This is a genomic window from Acetohalobium arabaticum DSM 5501 (assembly GCF_000144695.1).
Taxonomy (GTDB): Bacteria; Bacillota; Halanaerobiia; order Halobacteroidales; family Acetohalobiaceae; genus Acetohalobium; species Acetohalobium arabaticum.
In genome coordinates this window covers 551,576-571,733 of the sequence record NC_014378.1, presented here as the reverse complement: position 1 = coordinate 571,733, position 20,158 = coordinate 551,576, and the positions used below count along the sequence as shown (strand labels likewise).

Below are 20,158 nucleotides of genomic sequence, written 5' to 3'. Positions count from 1 at the left end.
ACCTGATATTATCTCAGCTGTTCATCTCATTACTCCACTTCATACAGGCTATTGCCTTCGGCATCTATTACCACCAGTACCGGTAGATCTTCTACCTCTAACCTTCTTACTGCCTCTGTTCCCAAGTCATCATAGGCTATTACTTCTGCTTCTTTAATCCTCTGAGCTATCAAAGCTGCTGCTCCGCCAATTGCCCCAAAATAGACTGCTCCTTCTTCTTTCATAGCTTCTACTACCTCGTCATTGCGGTATCCTTTACCGATCATCCCTCGCAGACCCTCTTTGATTAATCTCGGAGCAAAGGGGTCCATGCGATAACTTGTCGTCGGTCCCGCAGAACCGATAGGCTTACCCGGCTTAGCCGGTGCAGGCCCTACATAATAGATAACCTGACCATCTATTTCAAAAGGCATATCTTTATCTGAGTCTAAAGCATCTACCAGGCGAGCATGGGCTGCATCGCGGGCTGTATAGACTGTTCCTGAAATAAGCACTGTATCTCCTGCTTCTAACTCTCTTACTTTCTCTTCTGTCAATGGAGTTTCTAATCGAATCTCGCTCATCTTTTTAGCCTCCTTTTAACCCAAGGTCCGTTCTTTATGTCTAGTCACATGGCAGTTTATATTAACTGCTACCGGCAAGCCAGCAATATGCGTCGGATAGGTCTCAACATTAACTGCTAAGGCTGTCGTCTTACCGCCAAAGCCCTGCGGGCCGATATTCAATTCATTTACTTTCTCCAACAGCTCTGTTTCCAAGTCAGCTATATTCTCTTCTTCACTTGCCTCTCCAACTGGTCTCAATAGTGACTTCTTAGCTAGGAATGCCGCTTTTTCGAAGGTACCGCCGATTCCTACACCTACTACTACCGGCGGACAAGGATTAGGGCCGGCTTCTTTAACTGTCTGAACTACAAAGTCTTTAACTCCCTCAACTCCATCGGCAGGCTTTAACATCTTAATCTGGCTCATATTCTCACTGCCAAAGCCTTTAGGAGCTACTGTCAGCTTCAATTTATCGCCAGGTACTATCTCCGTATGGATTACTGCCGGAGTATTATCACCAGTATTCTCCCGCTCTAATGGGCCATCTACTACTGATTTACGTAAGTAACCATCTTTATATCCTTTGCTGACTCCTTTATTGATAGCTTCAGTTAAATCTCCACCTTCTATCTCGGCATCCTGACCCAACTCAACAAATACAACAGTCATGCCTGTATCTTGACAGATAGGCATCTTCTCTTCTTTAGCAATTTCAGCATTTTCAATTAATCTTTCTAATATCTCTTGGGCTACTGGAGAATCTTCTCTCTCAAGTGCCTGATGGTAACTTTCAATTATGTCATCACCAAGAATAAAATTCGCTTCCATACACATTTCTGCTACTGCATCTGTAATTTCATTCACATTAATTGACACTACTATCCTGCCTCCTTATATCTTCTTTTAAATCATTTCACTCAGAATTTACTTATTCAATTGTTTGGGTCACCATCTCTGCTTCTACTTCAATCTGACTGCTGTTTTCTTGATCAGATGCATAATCAACAATTCTTTGGGCCAATATCTCAGTACAGTCCATATAATCAATTTCTGAATCTAACTTATCCTTTATGAGCGGAAGTTCAGTGCAGCCTAGAATAACTACTGAAACTCCTTGCTTTTTCATTTCAGCCAAAAGATTATTCACTGACTGAAACTTAATATCATCAAAACCTTCCTTTACCTTATATATTACATCATATACTGCTTCTTTGCCACTCTCATCTGGAGTAATCAAATTTACTCCAGATTCTTGTAAGACCTTCTCATAAATCCCAACCTGATAAGTCCCAGTAGTTGCTAACAATCCTACTTTAGAATCATTTCCGTATTTTCTATCTACCTCTGCAGCAACTTCTTCAATCATATTAAGAAAGGGAATATCCATATATCTTACTACTTCATCATAAAAGTAATGAGCTGTATTACAGGGCATAGCTAAATAATCAGCCCCAAGCTGTTGAAGCTTAATTGCCCCTTTTATAAGATGTGGCGTTAGATCTTCACCATCTCCTAGTATATATTCTGTTCTATCAGGAATCTGGGGATTATTATTTATAAGAGCCTGAATATGGTCCTGATCACACTCAGCATCAGTGAAATTAATCACTTTCTGAAATAAATTTACTGTTGCCTGTGGCCCCATTCCTCCTAAAATTCCTACAGTCTTTTTCATGTTTATCAGTCCCTTTCTTATGCTTCCTTAGGTAATAACTGCTTACCTGCAATTCCCGGCTCTGTCATTTCAACTGGATTCAATATCTGGGATAACTTCTCTTCATCCATAATATCCTCTTCTAAAATAATCTCTTTAACAGGTCGATCCTCTCTTAGAGATTTCTTAGCAACTTCACAGGCCTTAGCATAGCCAATATGAGGATTAAGTGCTGTCACAACACCTACACTGCGGTCAACAAACTCCTCACATCGTTCTTTATTAACTGTAATATCCTTGATACACTTTTCAGCAAATATCCTATTTACATTAGTCAAAATATTAATTGACTGTAATAGATTAAAGACTATTACCGGTACCATTACATTTAACTCCAACTGCCCTGCCTCGGAAGCTAAAGTAATTGTCTGATCATTACCCAACACCTGAAAAGAAGCCTGATTTACCATTTCCGGAATCACCGGATTAACCTTTCCCGGCATAATTGATGATCCCGGCTGGACTGCTGGAAGATTAATCTCATTTAATCCTGCCTTTGGACCAGAATCTAATAGTCTAAGATCATTAGCTATCTTGGATAGACTGCTAGCAAAAGTCTTTAATCGTCCAGATACTTCAACAAAGATATCAGTGTTCTGAGTACCATCAATTAGATTATCAGTTGATTCCAATTTTAAACCTGTACTCTTTCTTAACTCCTTAATAGCCAGTTCAATATACTTAGGATCAGCATTTAAACCGGTTCCTACGGCCGTGGCTCCTAAATTAATTTCTGTTAAATCATTTCTAACTTCCTTAATTCGATCAATAAAACGTTCAACTGTTTTTCGATAAGCACCAAATTCCTGTCCTAATCTGATCGGTACTGCATCCTGCAGCTGAGTTCGTCCCATTTTAAGTACATCATCAAACTCTTCTTCTTTCTGGATCAACCTCTTATCCAATAAATTTGTAGCTTCAATTAAGCCGTCAATCTTTCTAAGAGTAGCTATTCTAATTGCAGTAGGTATTACATCATTAGTTGATTGGGCCATATTTACATCAGTATTAGGATGTACTCGATCATAATCGCCTTTCTCATATCCTAGAATCTCCAATGCTCTGTTAGCAATTATCTCATTAATATTCATATTAATAGAGGTACCTGCTCCACCCTGAACCGAATCCAGAATAACCTCATCATCAAACTTTCCTTCTCTTACTTCTTCAGCAGCCTGTATAATTGCCTTTGCTTTCTCCTTACCAAGATACCCCAGATTCATATTTGCTGTAGTTACTGCTTTCTTGACTACTCCCAACGCATGAATTAATTCTGATGAAATAGAAACTCCAGTCACCATAAAGTTCTGGGCTGCTCTCTTACTCTGAACTCCATAATATGCTTCATCCTCAATCTCCATTTCTCCTAAAAAATCCTTTTCAATTCTTGACATTGTTAATCCCCTCCTAATAATTTTTTATAATCCTCTAAGCCATCAATTCTTTAGCCTGCTCTAATTCCGTTTCATAATCAAGCTCAATCCGTGCTACCCCACTCTCAACTGCTGCCTGGGCTACAGCTGCAGCTACATAAGGTCCTACTCGTTCATCAAAAGGCTTAGGAATTACATAATCAGCTGTTAACTCCTCCTCGGAGACAAGTTCAGCCAAGGCATAAGAAGCTGCCACCTTCATCTCTTCATTTATATCTTTAGCCCTTACATCCAAGGCTCCGCGGAAGAGCCCAGGAAAGGCCATAACATTATTAACCTGATTAGGATAATCAGAACGGCCAGTACCTACTATCTTTGCTCCTGCAGCAAAAGCATCTTCAGGCCAGATCTCAGGTTCAGGATTGGCCATAGGGAAGATAATAGGATCATCAGCCATCTTCCGTACCATCTCTTTTTTCAACACGCCGGCTACTGAAACGCCAATAAAGACATCTGCTCCTTTAATTACCTGACTTAAACTTCCTTTTTCATTTTCAGGATTGGTTAATCTAGCCAACTCCTCTTGACTTTCAGTCAAACTATCCTGTCCTTCATAGATAGCTCCCTCTTTATCAACAACAATCACTTCTCCAATTCCTTCTGCCAATAATAGTTTAGTAACACTTGTCCCTGCTGCGCCGGCTCCATTGACAATTACTCTAACATCCTCTTTTTCTTTACCTACCAGCTTTAAAGAATTTATTAAGCCAGCCAGAACAATTATAGCTGTTCCATGCTGATCATCATGGAAAACCGGGATATCCAACTCTTCTTTAAGCCGCTTTTCAATATAGAAACATTCTGGTGATTTGATATCTTCTAAATTAATACCGCCAAAGGTCGTCGCCATACGTTTAACCGTCTCAATCAATTTGTCTGGATCTTCTTCATCTAAACAGATTGGAAAGGCATCTACTCCTCCAAATTCTTTAAATAGTACTGATTTTCCTTCCATTACCGGCATAGATGCTTCGCTTCCTATATCACCCAATCCCAATACTGCACTACCATTGCTGACCACAGCTACAAAATTGGACTTATTTGTATAATCAAATATCTTCTCTCTATCATCTTTAATCTCAAGACAGGGCTCAGCTACCCCTGGTGAATAAGCTAAAGATAAATCATCTTCAGTCTCAACTTTGACTTTTGTATCTACCTTTAATTTTCCCTGATTATCTTCATGTAAGTCTAATGCTTTCTCTTTTAAACTCATTCTATATCCTCCTTTTATCTGCTTTTAAAATTACTTTACTATTTTATAATTGCATATTCCATACCAGAATATCCTAATGAAACTTTTTCATTTCAAAAAATAATTAAATCCCATTTTTTACTGTTCTTATGCTCTAAAGCAACCATTAATTTTAATATTTGATAATAAAAGTAAATAAATTATCGGTTTTAATCGCTTGAAGCTTCCCCAATATCCCCCAATTACTATTTTAGATTACCCATTTTACCACTTGAAAATTTACTGCATAAAAATAAGCTCAGGCCTTAAGGCCTGAGCTTATTTTAACAGCTATTTTCTATTTTTCTTCAACGCTCATATCTCCAAATATAGGAGTTTCCATAAAACACTTAACGTCACTCAAATTATTAAAGTTTCCTAACGCCCACATTAATTTACCAACTATTGCTTCAGTATTCATATCACCAGTAATTATTGCTTTATTATGCTCTGCTAAATCTCGCCCCACTTCATAAACACCTAAATTAACTCCCTCTTCAACACACTGCGTTGTTACTGCAACGACAACCCCAGCCTCAATAACCTCTTTTACTTTAGAAACAATATTATAATCCTCTAAATTTGGAATACCACCAAGCCCAAAAGTTTCAATAACTAGTCCTTTATAATTTTCTTTTATAAAATCAAAGATATCAGGATCAATACCAGGATAAAGTTTTAAAACAAATACATCTGTACATAGATCAGTTCTTAATCTAAAAGGTTCACTTGGATCAATATTCATTATTTCATATTCATTCTCATACTCATTTCCCCTGCTATCTCCATTATATGTAATTTTACCCAACTTAATAGAAGCTACATAAGGTCTATTTATACTCTCAAAAGCATTCATGCTTTTACTTCTCATCTTTATTGCTCTTGTTCCATTAATTATTTTGCCATCAAATGCTACAAATATTCCTGGAACTCCTTCAAGAGCAAATCTTACAGCATCTGAAATATTCTTTTTGGCATCTGTATAAGGTTGGCCTATTGCAACTTGAGAACCTGTAACAACAACCGGTTTTTTAATATTAGACAACATATATGTTAATAATGATGAAGTATATCCCATCGTATCAGTACCATGAGTTACCACAAATCCATCATAATCATCATAATTTTCAAAGACTGTTTCAGCTATCTTCTTTACTGAAGTAGGTCTCATATTTGTACTATCTATATTCATAACTAACTTTCCATTTATATCACAAAGATCCCTGATCTCAGGTATATGAGCTAATAATTCCTCAGCATCAAAAGAAGGCTCTAATCCATTATCCCCTTCAGAAGAAGCAATAGTTCCTCCAGTTGTAATGAAAAGTATTTTCTTCATAATTATCCCTCCATAACTTATGAAATTATATTGATATTATGTGTCACTTTCCATTTGTAGCTAATATAGTTTCTTTCATGATATTGCAGATTATAGTCAACAAATCTCTTACGCTTGCCACTCATTCGGCGTCCTGCCTCATTCGTTCTCAAAAACTGATTCTCCACCATATCCAGCATACAAACCAATGCTGGCTATGGGATGAACTTACTGAGCCAAGAGATAATATTAAAGCTCTGATTTAAAGACAAAGAGCTAAAATCAGTTTCTCTACAGCCTCCATGGTTCCGAATCAGTTTTAAGAGTCGCTTCAGAGAAATGTTGACTATTTGTAATCCAAAATAGATTATCATACACCTAAAGTAGCTTCCATCGGTGATGATACTTTATTACAGATAGTCAATATGTGTCCAGAGCGATTCTTAAAACTAGCCCGGAATCACGGATGATGGAGGGCCAGTTTTTGACAGTGAGCGAAACAGGACGTTGAGCGAACGACAAGCGGCGGATACATATTGACTATTCCTGCAATATCATGATCGAATATATGCGTGGAAAGATTGCAGAGTGACACATAATATCAATTAAATTTAACTTTTAACTTGCTTATACTGTCATTCCATCATCAGTTGCTTCATCATCTACTCTATACATAAATTTATCTGTAAAGCCGTAAATAATGGATACACCAATACAAGCAAATGCTAACCACATATATGGTAGGTAATCAAGCGTTGATACTCCTAATATTCCAGCCATATAAATTCCATTATCACTCCAAGGTATCATACCTGACGTCAAAGTACCTCCAAACTCAGTATTTCGAGAAAGAACTTTTCTATCATACCCTAATTCATCATATTTTTTCTCCATAATCTTCGGAGTTAAAATTAATGAAACATACATTGCACTACCAAATAGGTTGCCAAGAAAACCAACAAGAATTGTAGTAACTGTTAAAGAACCACCAGAATTAATTCCTTTTTCAACCTTTTTAGCAATAGCCTCCAGAATACCTATCTCATCTAATAATCCACCAAAGCCTAAACCGAATAAAATAACTCCTACAGACCAAAGCATAGACTGCATACCGCCTCGACTTAAAATACTATCAATAAACTCCATACCTGTATCCTTAGGTATTTGACTCCAGGCTGTTCCAATTGCTTTTACAGGCTCTAACCCCTGGAAACCTATTCCCCAGATTATACCTAATACTGATCCAAAAGTTATAACCGGAATCGACGGCTTTTCCATTATTAGTAATCCAATCACTATTACCAAAGGAAGAAAAGACAAAGGATTAATATTATACATACCCTCAATAGCATTCATAACCTCATTAACTCTATTTAAATCAGTAGAACCGCCACCAACATTAAATCCTAAAATTGTAAATCCTATCGCTGCTATAGCATAACCTACTACAGAAGCTGGAAACATACCTTTAACGTGTTCGATTACATCAACATCAGACATCGAAGCCGATAAAATTGTACTATCAGATAATGGAGACAGCTTATCTCCAAAATAAGCACCAGATAAAACTGCACCTGCTGTCATTGGGTCTGGAACACCTAAACCAGCTCCTATACCCATCATAGCAATACCAGCTGTTCCTGCAGCTCCCCAGGAAGTACCTGTAGAAAGAGAAGTCAGAGTACAAATAATTAAAGTTGCTAAGAAAAAGATAGATGGATGAATTGTTTTTAAACCATAATAAATTATAGTAGGCACAATTCCACCTGAAATCCAGGTTCCAACTAAAGCACCTACTGCTAATAAAATTATTACTGCACTCATACCATTATGGATACCATCAGAAATTGCATCTTCCAATTCTTCATAAGTATAACCTAGTGATAAACCTACACCAATAGCTAGAAACCAACCGCTAAATATAGCCAAATGAATTGAAATTCCTAAAGTAGTAAAAGCAAAAGCTAATGCTAAAAAACCACCTAATACTAGAAATACTTTCCCCATTGAAGGTAACTCTTTCGTTTTTTCCATTTAATATTGCCTCCCTTTTAATTTACTTTATTGAATTTTCTCATCTTAATAGACTATTGAGATTCCGGCTGTTATAAACTCTGAACTATAATTCCATAATCACCTCCTTTATAAGTCATTTATATCTATTTTTTAAGACTTAATATAATCTTCAATCTGTAAAACTATTAAAATTAACTGCTGTAATCCTTTCTTCAGCGGTTTAACTTCTATATATTCATCTGTTGAATGTAAGTTTACACCTTTAGTTAATCCTATAGTTACAGCAGGAATCCCTAAATTTAATGGTAAGTTCCCATCGGTACTTCCAGGCTTAAAGCTAGAACTTAGGTCCAGTCTCTGATGAATTCTTTTTAATAGCTTTACTAACTGATGCTCTTTATTAAGCCCACCAGCCGGCCTCTTACCTATATTCTCAAATCCAACTTCAACTCCATTCTGCCGACAAACTTCTTGAATAATCTTCTTAAATTCTTGGCTTACTTCTGCTAAAGCCTCCTCACCTACTGACCTAACTTCCAATAACATTTCTGCCTTAGAAGCAATAGCATTAACTGCTCGGCCTCCAGCTACCTTGCCAACATTAAAGGTTGTTTTCGGTTCAGTCGGCAACTCAAAATCGGATAAAGCGCTGATTATCTTTGACATAGTATGAACCGCACTGGAATTTCCAAAGTCTCCCCAGCTATGTCCGCCTTTAGCACTAAACTCTACCTTCCAGCGGCTGCTGCCAACTGCCTGATGAGTAATTCTACCTAGACCATCTCCTTCCAAAACAATAACTGTATCTATCTTATCTTGATAATCTTCCATCACCTGCTGCATACCTTTTAAGTTGCCTCTACCCTCTTCACCTACTGTAGAAGTTAATATCAAATTATAATTAAGTTCCAGCTCAAATTTATCCATTATTTCTGCTATCATTACTAAGCCCTCTAAGCTTAAACTATTATCACAGAGTCCAGGCCCATAAATTTCATTTCCTTCTCTTTTCACTTCCAAATCTACTTCCTTCGAAAAGACAGTATCCAAATGAGCAGCAATCATAACTGTAGGCAGATCTTCATCTACAGTATAGGTCTTTATTACATTACCTACTTTATCAATCTGCACCTTACCTCTTGCAAATGATTCTAGCCTATTTCTAATATAATCTGCTCTATTCTCTTCGTGAAAAGTTGGAGCAGGGATCTGTTGGATCTTAATACTTTCTTCAATAAACCTATCTAGATTAGAATCAATAAATTGAAGAATTTCTTCTTTAAAATCCACATAAATAACTCCTTTCTTTTAACAAATCTATATTCAGAAAATTGATTATTATCTGTATTGATTTATAAATTGCAATTTTCATACCAGTTATGCATAAAAATAATTATTAATCTACAAAATTTTATTTTTCTTAACTTTTATACAAATTAAATGAAATATATTAAAATAACTATTAAATATATAATCATATCCTATCAATTTAATCTCCATATTTTAAAAAGGGGGGTAAAAAAATAATTAATCTGGTATTAACTCCCCCATTTCACCCATTAATTTAAGTTGTTCTTTCTAAAAACTCGATTCCTTTTTCAGTAATTTTAGTCCCTTGTCTTCCTTGACCAATATTAACCAGTCGGCAAGATTCCAACTTCCTTAATCTGCTTCTTACCATATGAGAAGAAAGATGTAAGTTATTAATTTTAGCATTCTTAGCTATCTCCCGCCTCCCTATATTCCTCCCTTCCTGCTTTGCCAGATGGAGTTCATTCAAAATAAATAGATACTCTTTTATATCCCCTAATTCTTCTAATTCACTCTTTATATCTTCTATTTCACAATCTATATCTTCTATACTCTTCCTTAAAATATTATCTTCATCATGAAAATGTGAAGGTAAATCTCCTATCTCTACCCTCTCATTACATGTCTGAGAAATATATTCAATACAATTCTCCAATTCTCTGATATTACCAGGCCAATTATAATTATATAATCTGCTCTTTACTCTTTCTGAAAACACCAAATCCCCAGCATTAAACTTCTGTAAGAAGAATTCGATCAAAAGCGGAATATCTTCTTTTCGTTTCCTTAAAGCTGGTACCTTTAATGGTAAAACACTAAGGCGATAATATAGATCCTCTCGAAACTTACCTTCTTTAACTAACTTACGTAAGTTCTTATTAGTAGCAGCAATCACCCTGATATTAATTGGAATTACCTTAGTTCCTCCTATTCTCATTACCTCTTCTTCCTGCAAAACCCTCAATAGATTAGTCTGAATCTTAAGCGGAATATCACCAACCTCATCCAAAAAGATTGTTCCAGTATGGGCCTGTTCAAAAACCCCCGGTCTCCCTCCTTTTTTAGCTCCAGTAAAGGCCCCTTCTTCATAACCAAATAATTCACTTTCCAATAAATTTTCCGGCAGAGCAGCACAATTAACAGCTACAAAGGGCTGTTTTTCTCGATTAGAATAATTATGGATCGATTGAGCAAATAGTTCCTTTCCTGTTCCGCTTTCTCCTTGAATCAGAATGGTAGATTCACTCTCAGCTAAATCCTTTGCCTTTTTGATAGTTTGATTAATTTGAGTACTATTACCAACTATATTAGAAAATTCATACTTAGCAATATGTCCTTTATCCTTTAACTTCCTTCTTAAGTTCTTCTCTAACTTCTTTACTTCTGTTACATCTTTAAAAGTAGCTAAAGCACCAATAACCTCATTATCTAATTTAACCGGCACTCTAGAAGTTACAATCTTCTTTTCTACTATATCCTGCAAATCATTTAAGTGCTTATCTTCTGTCTTAAGAATAGAATTTAATTTAGTATTGGATATCTTCTCTTCCACTTTAGCTCCCACTGCTTCTTTGGCCTTCATCTCAAAAATTTCCTCAGCCTTTTGATTAAATATTTCAATTTCTTCCTGCTGATTAATATAGATTACACCATCATGCACATGATTAATTACAGCTTCCAACATCTGATTAATTCTTTCAACCTTCTTTGTATTTCCATATAATCTATTGCTCAATTTTACTAACTGTTTAATATGTTTAGTTACTAACAAATCTGCCTTCTCATCCAATAAATCTAACTTAATCAAAGCTTCAATAATTGTTGTTAAACTAAGAACTCTACTACCAATATCAATAATATCTTCAACAGTATCAGGAACATACCCTTTCTCCCCAGGAGTAATAGCCAAGTCTATTTCTTTATTTAATTTTTTTTCGGGATAAAAAGGCTGCAAATTAATATGATCAATACCTACTTTTTCCAACATCGATTTAGTTTCATAAGCTGCCATCTCAGTATTATTAACTAACAAAACTTCTTTACCATCAGGTAATTTAATCAACATCTCTAAAGAGGAAAAATCCAGAGACCTCCTAGCAAAAATAATATCATCAACACCAGTTATGTAATTATCTATTTCTCCCTGTAAAGAATTAGTTGCTAATACCAAATCTGAATTAATAGTATTAGACCCTATTTCATTAATCTGATATCCTTTTACCTTCACTCTATCCTGTAATATTTCCTTTAATTGCTCTTTCAATAAGTTATTCGTTGCTTCACTAATAGTTACAACTGCTAATTCTTTATTAGACATCTATATCCCTCCGGTAGGCCACCATAATTAATATATACCTACTTTTATGTAAAAATAATTTCACTAATTAATTTAAATGCAAATTTTATACCAATAATCATATCCATTAAAATCAACCACATACAATCACATATTTTGATATAATTAAACAAATTCCTCTTTCTATAAGTTAAAAACTACTAACAATTCCATCCAAAACATATAAACAGATTCAACTTTTAATTCTCTATTTTCAAACCAAATAAAAGAAGCAGATGGTATGAGTACCATCTGCTTCTTAATACAAAATTATTTATTCTTTTAACATCTCCAGCCGCTCAAGCAGCTGTTCCTTCTTGGCTTTATAATCCTTGACCTTCTCTCTTTCTTCTTCAACTAACTCTTCAGGGGCATTATTAACAAAGCCTTCGTTAGCTAATTTCCCTTCTGCCCGTTCAATTTCATACTTCACTTCGTCTAATTCATCTTTTAACCGCTCTATCTCTTTCTTTAAATCCACCATTCCAGCTAGAGGTAATATAACCTCTATATTATCAGTAATGGCTGTCGATGCCTTCTCAGGCGTTTCATCCAAATCCTGTTCAACTTTCAGATTAGAGATCTTGCCTAGATCCATAATATAATCGCGGCCAACTGTTAAGATTTCCTCTTTCTTATCATTCTCCGGCTCAAGAATGGCTTCTATCTCCTTACCAGGATTTACTTTCATCTCATTTCTGATATTTCTAACTGCAGTAATTACATTCATGATTACTTCCATCTTCTCTTCGGCAGCTTCATAAGTTTCTGTCTCTGTTTCATCAGGCCAGATAGCCGTCATAATCGTCTCGCCTTCATAAGGCAGCTTCTGCCAGATTTCTTCGGTAACAAAAGGCATAAATGGATGCAAGAGGCGTAAGGATTGTTCTAAAACAGAAGATACAACATACTGCGCCGTCTCTTTGACTACCTGATCTTCATCCTGATAGAGACGCGGTTTAATTAATTCAATATACCAGTCACAGAACTCATTCCAGATGAAGTCATAAAGGGTCTGAGCGGCATTACCGATCTGGTACTTATCTAAAGTCCGCGTAACCTCCTGTGCTGTTTCATTCAAACGGCTGATAATCCATTTATCAGCTAATGTATAATCTAACTCCTCTACTTCTTCAGGATCAAAGTCTTCTAAATTCATCAGAACAAATCTAGAAGCATTCCAGATCTTATTAACAAAGTTACGGCTAGCCTCTACCTTCTCCTGTCTAAAGCGCATATCATTACCAGGAGTATTCCCAGTAACTAAAGTAAAGCGTAAGGTATCAGCTCCGTATTCATCGATAAACTCTATTGGATCAATACCGTTGCCCAAAGACTTACTCATCTTACGGCCCTGAGCATCCCTGACCAGTCCATGGACTAAGACATCAGAGAACGGCGTCTCCTCCATAAACTCAAGACCAGAAAAGATCATTCTAGCTACCCAGAAGAAAATGATATCCCGGCCGGTAACTAAGACCGATGTAGGGTAATAATACTCAAGCTCTTCCGTCTCCTCCGGCCAACCTAGCGTAGAGAAAGGCCAGAGTCCAGAACTAAACCAGGTATCCAATACATCCTCATCCTGCTTTAGATCATCACCGCCGCATTCCGGACAGGAAGCAGGCTCTTCTCTCGCTACAATCTCCTCTTCACAGTCCTGGCAGTACCAGACAGGAATCCTATGTCCCCACCAGAGCTGACGGGAAATACACCAGTCGCGGATATTCTCCATCCAGTTACGGTAGACTTTAGTAAAGCGGTCAGGAACAAAGTCTGTCTCTGATTCTTCTACAGCTTCGATAGCCGGCTTAGCCAGCGGATCCATCTTCACAAACCACTGTTTTGAAACCAAAGGCTCAATTACTGTATCACAACGATAACAGTGGCCGACAGAGTGGTCGTGTTCTTCAATCTCAATTAGCTGTCCAGTCTCTTTTAAGTCCTCTACCAGCTGCTCACGACATTCATAGCGGTCCATTCCTTCATACTTACCGGCTTCAGCTGTCATCTTGGCCTGATCATCAATAACCTTTACTATCTCTAAATCATTGCGCTGTCCCATCTCAAAGTCATTAGGATCATGGGCCGGTGTAACCTTTACTAGCCCGGTTCCAAAGTCAGAATCGACAAACTCATCAGCAATTATCGGTAATTCTCGACCTACTACCGGTAGAATAGCCGTCTTACCGATTAGATCTTGATAGCGTTCATCACTAGGATTAACAGCAATAGCAGTATCCCCAAGCATCGTCTCAGGACGAGTAGTAGCTACTACTAGATGATCATCGCTATCCTTAAGATCATACTTAATATGATAGAAATGGCCTGGAATCTCTTCATGTTCCACCTCAATATCCGACAGCGTAGTCCCGCAGTCAGGACACCAGTTAATGATATAGTCGCCGCGATAGATCAAATCCTTTTCATAAAGCTGAATAAAGGCTTCCTTAACAGCTTTCGAACAGCCTTCATCCATAGTAAAGCGTTCTCTACTCCAGTCACAGGAGGTTCCTAACTTCTTCAGCTGGTCAGTAATTCGACCGCCGTACTCTTCCTTCCAGTCCCAGGCCCGCTTTAGAAATCCTTCTCGGCCTACATCATCCTTCTCTAGCCCTTCTTCCTCTCGTAATTTATTAACTACCTTCACTTCTGTGGCTATACTTGCATGGTCAGTTCCCGGAATCCAGAGCGCAGAATAGCCCTGCATTCTCTTCCAGCGGATCAGAATATCCTGGAGCGTATTATCAAGAGCATGTCCAATATGTAGCTGCCCTGTTACATTAGGAGGAGGCATCACAATTGTAAATGATTCTTTATCCTCATCTACTTCTGCCCCAAAACAATCATTCTCCATCCAATATTCATACCACTTATCCTCTACAGCTGCTGGATCATAGGTTGTTGCCATCTTTTTCTTACTCATTCATCTTCCCCCTTTATCCATTTCGTGAATAAATAATTAATTTATAAATAAAAAAACTCCTTCCATCCCCATCACAAGGACGAAAGAAGATCTTACTTCCGTGGTACCACCTTAATTTCTAAAACCAAAAGCTTTAGACGCTCAGACTAGATAACGGCTAGCTACCGACTGGACCTACTTAATTTGTTCAACCCAGCAGCTCAGAAGCTACTTCAGTAATTTACAGCTTAGAGCATCTTCCAGCCTTAGGATACTCCTCTCTAGAAACCTAAATTACCTATTACTCTTCTTCAACGCCTTTATAAATATCCTATTTTACATTTTATCTTACAATGATTCGGGTGATTTGTCAAATTAATCTTTCCATCTCTGATAGATATCATGCTCAACACCTAATCTATCCAGAACTCTGCCGACAACAAAGTTCACTAAATCATCTATCGTCTCTGGCTGATTATAAAAGGCCGGCATGGGCGGAATAATATCTGCTCCTAACTTCGATAACTTCAACATATTCTCGAGATGAATAGTATTCAGCGGCGTCTCCCGGGGAACAGCTATCAGCTGCCGCTTCTCTTTTAAAGCTACATCAGCTGCTCTCTCCAATAGATTCGATGAATGGCCCTGCGTAATGCTGGCTAAAGTAGCCATACTACAGGGAATGACAATCATTCCATCAGTCTGAAAGGAGCCGCTGGCTATCGGAGCCGATAAATTCTGATTATCGAGATAAATTATGGAATTACTGTCTTTATTATCTCCTAACTGCTGTCTAATATTCACTTCGAGTTCATCATTCCAGACCTGCCGGCCGGCCTCTGTAACTGTTACATAGACTTCAGCTTCTTTTGCTTCCAGCACTTCCAGCAGCCGTTTCGCATAAATACTGCCGCTGGCTCCTGTGATACCTACTATATAGCGCTTCACTAATTCAACCTCCCAACCTATAACTTATCTACTTTGTCAGTTATCCAATCTATTTTAGCCACTACATCATCTACTATTATATTCTTGAACTCTCCTGCTTCATATACTTCCTCACCAGCAATCATAGTTAAGATCACATCACGGCTGGAAGCAGTATAAACCAATGCTGAATAAGGATCATAGACCGGCTGGTTGGCAGGATTATCAATTCTGACTGCTGTTAAATCAGCCTTCTTGCCTGGCTTTAAGCTACCTATCTCTTCATCCAAGCCCAAAGCTTCAGCTCCTTTAATAGTAGCTAACCTTACTATCTCTTCTGCTGTTACAGCATCAGCCTTCTTCTGGTTAGCCCGCTGGAGTAAAACTCCAAACTCCATCTCGGAGAATAAATCTAGTGAATTATTGCTGGCAGCACTATCAGTTCCTAAGCCTACTGTTAAGTCTGAATCCAGCATAGCCGACAGATCAGCTATTCCTGTCCCTAATTTAGCATTGCTTTTAGGACAATGTGCTACTTTAACATCAAACTGCTGTAGTAAATCAAATTCTTCCCTTTCAGTCTGAACCAGATGAACCAATAATAGATTCTCAGTCAATATATCTAAATCAGCTAAATATTCTACAGGAGATAGGCCCGGCTCCTGCCAGGGAATATCCTCCCAGCCTACTGCCTGCCGATAAGTAGTAGCAAAGGGGCCGGTTCCTTCTTTGAGAAAGCTTAATTCCTCTTCTGTCTCGGCCAGATGCATCGACAGTGGAATTCCTTCTTGCTCTGCCCAGCTACTTATTTCCTTAAGAAGCCATCTGGAAACCGAGTAGGGAGCATGAGGCGATAGACCGACGCTTAATCTAGAGTTACTATCTTCCTTTAAGTTTCTAAAGTTCTCTTCTAGGTCAGATAAAGTCTCATCTATCTTCTCATCATCCATACCGAATACTTCTTGATAAACAACCCCCCGCAGCCCTGACCAGACAGCCGCCTGTAGAGAAGCACCAGTAGCTGTAGTATCACCAACAGCAGTCACGCCGCTGGCTAAAAGCTCTAAAGCCCCCAGTTTTGCTGACAGCAGCACTTCATCTTGGGTCAAGGCCCGACTTTTATGGACTAAATTACCAATCCAGGGCAGAAAGGGCAGATTATCATTCTCTCCCCGCAAAGCTGTATAGTCCAGATGGGTATGGATATTAACCATTCCCGGCAGAATAATAGCTGAACCTAAATCCTTCACTTCCTCTTCAGGATAGTTATCTACAATCTCATCCTTGTGGCCTACAGCTTCAATATAGCCATCTTCAACCACTACTGCTCCATTCGATATGGCTTCTCTTTCAATTGGTAGTACCCACTGAGCAGTTAGAATCATACTATAACTTCCTTTCTAGACTAGTACCCCTTTAACTCCTGATAGAGCGTATTGCGCTGTACCGGTCTACGGCCTGTATCTTTAATCAGCTCCACTATCTTTTCTAGCGGAACCCGATACGACGCACCGGCTGCTTTAACTACATTCTCTTCGATCATAGTACTTCCGAAGTCATTGACTCCAAACTCTAAAGAAACCTGGGCTACCTTGGCTCCCTGTGTTACCCAGGAGGCCTGAATATTATCCACATTGTCCAGTACAATTCTGGCTACTGCTACCATCTTAAGATATTCGCTTCCTGTTACCTTAGAGACCTTTGGATGATCCTCTAATGCTGTATTAGTCGGCTGAAAAGCCCAGGGAATAAAGGCAGTAAAACCTCCGGTTTTATCCTGCAGCTTTCTTATCTTAATTAAATGCTCAATCCGATCGGCCAATGTCTCGATACTGCCGAACATCATTGTAGCCGTACTCCTCATGCCGATCTCATGGGCCGTTTGCATTACCTCCAGCCATTCATCAGAAGTTACCTTATTGGGACTGATCTCCTCCCGCACTCGGTCAACTAGCATCTCTGCTCCACCACCAGGGAGTGAATCGAGACCGGCCTGCTGTAATCTAGTCAACGTTTCCTTGAGTGTTAAATTCGACTGCTGGGCTATATAGGCTATCTCAGGTGGAGAAAGAGAATGAAGATGAATCTTAAACCGCTCTTTAATGGCTCTAAAGAGTTCAAGATAGTAATCTATATCCAGTTTGGGATGTAGGCCCCCCTGCATTAAAATCTGAGTGCCTCCTAACTCAATTGTTTCCTCAATCTTACGAAAGATCTCATCATGTTCTAAAAGATAAGCTTCGCTGTCATTCAACTGCTGATAAAAAGCACAGAACTTACAGCCGGCTTCACAGACATTGGTATAATTAATATTCCGATCAATGGCAAAGGTAACTTTATTCTCCGAATGAAGCCTTCTTCTAACTCTATCAGCTGCCTTACCGATAGCCAATAGCTTATCGCTGGCCAACAGCTTAACTCCCTCGGCTAAAGTTAGCCGCTTATCCTGCTGGGCTTTAGCTAAAATATCTTTAACTTCTGCCATCAGTTTCACCCCAGATATGAAGCTCAGGCTTTTCTTTTACTAAGCCGAGCTCATAGGCATCAGTAAAGTACTCCATAACGCCCTGCTGATAGTCTTCATCAAAATCATAGCGCAGACTCTGAAAGTACTTTAAACCGATATCTTCCGAAATATCTAGCTCTTTACTAGCTCTTTTAGCCAGCAATTCAAACTGATCCAATCCTAAATACTTTGATTCTAATAATTTATCACTTATTTCATCTACTAACTTAGGATTCCTGTCAGCAAATTCCTTTCTGATCACCCAGATAGCATAAACCATCTTTTCGCCGGTTAGATTCTTCCAGGCACCACCTAAGTCAGTTATCTTTAACTCAGAATTCCGATACTTAATATAGCCATTCAAAGCCGGATCTCCGATTAAAAGAGCAGCATCAGCTACATCCAGCATATAATCCAGATCCTGTTCACAGGTAATATAATCAACATCCACCTGGTAATAGCGCTCCAACAGAATCTTAAGTAATGCTACTGTAGCCCGGGAATCCTCAGGCAAAGCTACCGTCTTACCATTAAAATCTTCGATCTCCAGTTCACTAAATAAAAAGAGACTGCCTACCGGCCCATCAGAAGCAATGGCTAAATCAGGCAGAATATAACAGTCATCGAAGTTACGGGCATACTCAATCGAAGACATCGGAGTAATATCAATCTCACCGCGCAAAAACATCTCATTTAACTCTGCCGGCGGTCCAGCAACAATCTCAGCCTCGATATCTACTTCATCATAATCAAAACCATAATGCACCGGCCAGCAGTTAATATACTCTACAACACCTAACTTTAATTCAGTCATAATTACTTCACATCCCCAACGCGGTTATAAACTGTATCCCGCTCTACTGGAATTCTACCGGCTTCTTTGATCATATTAACAATCTCAGCTTCAGTCAGACCCTGTTTAGTCTGAGCTCCGGCATCGTGAGTAATCTTCTCTTCAACTACTGTTCCATCTAAATCATCCACACCAAAGCTTAAAGAGATCTGGGCCAGCTTAGTCCCTAACATAATCCAGAAAGCCTTAATATGAGCAAAATTATCCAGCATCAACCTAGCAATAGCTAGCACCTTTAGATCATCATAACCAGTTGTTGCAGAAAGATAGTTAAGTTCGGTATTCTCAGGATGGAAAGCTAGTGGAATAAAGGTTAAAAAGCCCTCGGTCTTATCCTGGAGTTCACGCAGCTTAATTAAATGATCTATCCTCTCTTCCGGCGTCTCCACATGTCCGTATAACATCGTAGCATTGGTCTTGATTCCTAGATTATGGGCCGTCTCCATTACTGAGAGCCACCGCTCTCCGCTGACCTTATCCTTACAGACTTTCTCTCTCACCCGGGGACTGAATACTTCAGCTCCACCGCCGGGAATTGAATCCAAACCAGCCTGCTTTAACCGCTTAAGCGTCTCTTTGACTGTCAGACCTGATTTATCTGCTAGATGGGCTATCTCCACAACAGTAAAGGCCTGAATATAGACTTCAGGCAGCTTATCTTTAGCCAGCCTCAACATTTCCTCAAAGTACTCCAGCGACAGATCATGATGACAGCCGCCTACAATATGCAATTCTGAAATACCATCTGGCGACTTGTCAATAGCCTCAGCTATCTCATTCAACTCCATAGTATAGGCGCCGTCTTCATCCTCTTCACGTCCAAAGGCACAGAACCTACATTGGACCTCACAGACATTGGTATGATTAATATGGCGATTTTTGATATAATAGACCTCATCACCGCACTTCTCTTGTCGCCTATAGTCTGCTAGATAGCCGATAGTCAACAGGTCATTACTCTTCATTAACTTAATTCCATCTTCCCGCGTCAGACGTTCTCCAGCCAATACTTTATCTCCAATCTCTTCTAACTCCGAATCACTAAACAGCTCATTCACCAT

General features: G+C 38.6%; 15 protein-coding genes and 1 other annotated feature. All 15 genes read right to left on the bottom strand.

The annotated features are described in order from the left end of the window. Positions 1-29: 29 nt before the first annotated feature. A complete protein-coding gene (locus acear_RS02830; RefSeq protein WP_013277513.1) occupies positions 30-563 on the bottom strand; it encodes a Fe-S-containing hydro-lyase in 534 nt (177 codons plus the stop codon). 15 nt (positions 564-578) lie between these two features. Further along, the gene (locus tag acear_RS02825) at positions 579-1,421 is read right to left on the bottom strand and encodes a fumarate hydratase (protein ID WP_013277512.1); all 843 of its coding nucleotides are present in this window, start codon (positions 1,419-1,421) and stop codon (positions 579-581) included. Positions 1,422-1,473: 52 nt separating this feature from the next. Continuing rightward, the gene (gene cuyB / locus acear_RS02820) at positions 1,474-2,220 is read right to left on the bottom strand and encodes a cysteate racemase (RefSeq protein ID WP_013277511.1); all 747 of its coding nucleotides are present in this window, start codon (positions 2,218-2,220) and stop codon (positions 1,474-1,476) included. A 17-nt stretch (positions 2,221-2,237) separates the two neighbouring features. Continuing rightward, a complete protein-coding gene (locus acear_RS02815) occupies positions 2,238-3,653 on the bottom strand; it encodes an aspartate ammonia-lyase (protein ID WP_013277510.1) in 1,416 nt (471 codons plus the stop codon). Positions 3,654-3,687: 34 nt separating this feature from the next. Continuing rightward, entirely contained in the window at positions 3,688-4,908 is a 1,221-nt protein-coding gene (locus acear_RS02810; RefSeq protein WP_013277509.1) for an NAD(P)-dependent malic enzyme, read from the bottom strand. Positions 4,909-5,224: 316 nt separating this feature from the next. Then, entirely contained in the window at positions 5,225-6,265 is a 1,041-nt protein-coding gene (locus acear_RS02805) for an asparaginase (RefSeq protein ID WP_013277508.1), read from the bottom strand. 606 nt (positions 6,266-6,871) lie between these two features. Next, on the bottom strand, positions 6,872-8,278 hold the full coding sequence (nhaC, locus tag acear_RS02800; protein WP_013277507.1) for a Na+/H+ antiporter NhaC: 1,407 nt from the start codon (positions 8,276-8,278) through the stop codon (positions 6,872-6,874). Positions 8,279-8,410: 132 nt separating this feature from the next. Then, positions 8,411-9,550, bottom strand: coding sequence for a M20/M25/M40 family metallo-hydrolase (locus tag acear_RS02795; protein WP_013277506.1), 1,140 nt, complete (start codon positions 9,548-9,550; stop codon positions 8,411-8,413). 274 nt (positions 9,551-9,824) lie between these two features. Next, positions 9,825-11,888, bottom strand: a complete 2,064-nt coding sequence (locus acear_RS02790) for a sigma 54-interacting transcriptional regulator (RefSeq protein WP_013277505.1) — start codon at positions 11,886-11,888, stop codon at positions 9,825-9,827. 292 nt (positions 11,889-12,180) lie between these two features. Further along, the gene (locus tag acear_RS02785) at positions 12,181-14,832 is read right to left on the bottom strand and encodes a valine--tRNA ligase (protein ID WP_013277504.1); all 2,652 of its coding nucleotides are present in this window, start codon (positions 14,830-14,832) and stop codon (positions 12,181-12,183) included. A 72-nt stretch (positions 14,833-14,904) separates the two neighbouring features. Next, positions 14,905-15,135: a binding site (T-box leader), on the bottom strand. A 51-nt stretch (positions 15,136-15,186) separates the two neighbouring features. Next, positions 15,187-15,759 carry a UbiX family flavin prenyltransferase gene (locus acear_RS02780; protein WP_013277503.1) on the bottom strand — a complete coding sequence of 191 codons (573 nt, stop codon included), beginning with the start codon at positions 15,757-15,759 and terminating at the stop codon, positions 15,187-15,189. Between the two features lie 17 nt (positions 15,760-15,776). Next, on the bottom strand, positions 15,777-17,123 hold the full coding sequence (locus acear_RS02775; RefSeq protein ID WP_013277502.1) for an amidohydrolase family protein: 1,347 nt from the start codon (positions 17,121-17,123) through the stop codon (positions 15,777-15,779). A 20-nt stretch (positions 17,124-17,143) separates the two neighbouring features. Next, the gene (mqnC, locus tag acear_RS02770) at positions 17,144-18,223 is read right to left on the bottom strand and encodes a cyclic dehypoxanthinyl futalosine synthase (protein WP_013277501.1); all 1,080 of its coding nucleotides are present in this window, start codon (positions 18,221-18,223) and stop codon (positions 17,144-17,146) included. Beyond that, positions 18,210-19,058 (bottom strand): menaquinone biosynthetic enzyme MqnA/MqnD family protein, encoded by an 849-nt coding sequence (locus tag acear_RS02765; protein ID WP_013277500.1) that lies wholly within the window; start codon positions 19,056-19,058, stop codon positions 18,210-18,212. The genes mqnC and acear_RS02765 overlap by 14 nt, the downstream gene beginning before the upstream one ends. A 2-nt stretch (positions 19,059-19,060) precedes the next feature. Continuing rightward, complete coding sequence (gene mqnE / locus acear_RS02760) at positions 19,061-20,158, bottom strand: aminofutalosine synthase MqnE (protein ID WP_013277499.1); 1,098 nt, start codon at positions 20,156-20,158, stop codon at positions 19,061-19,063.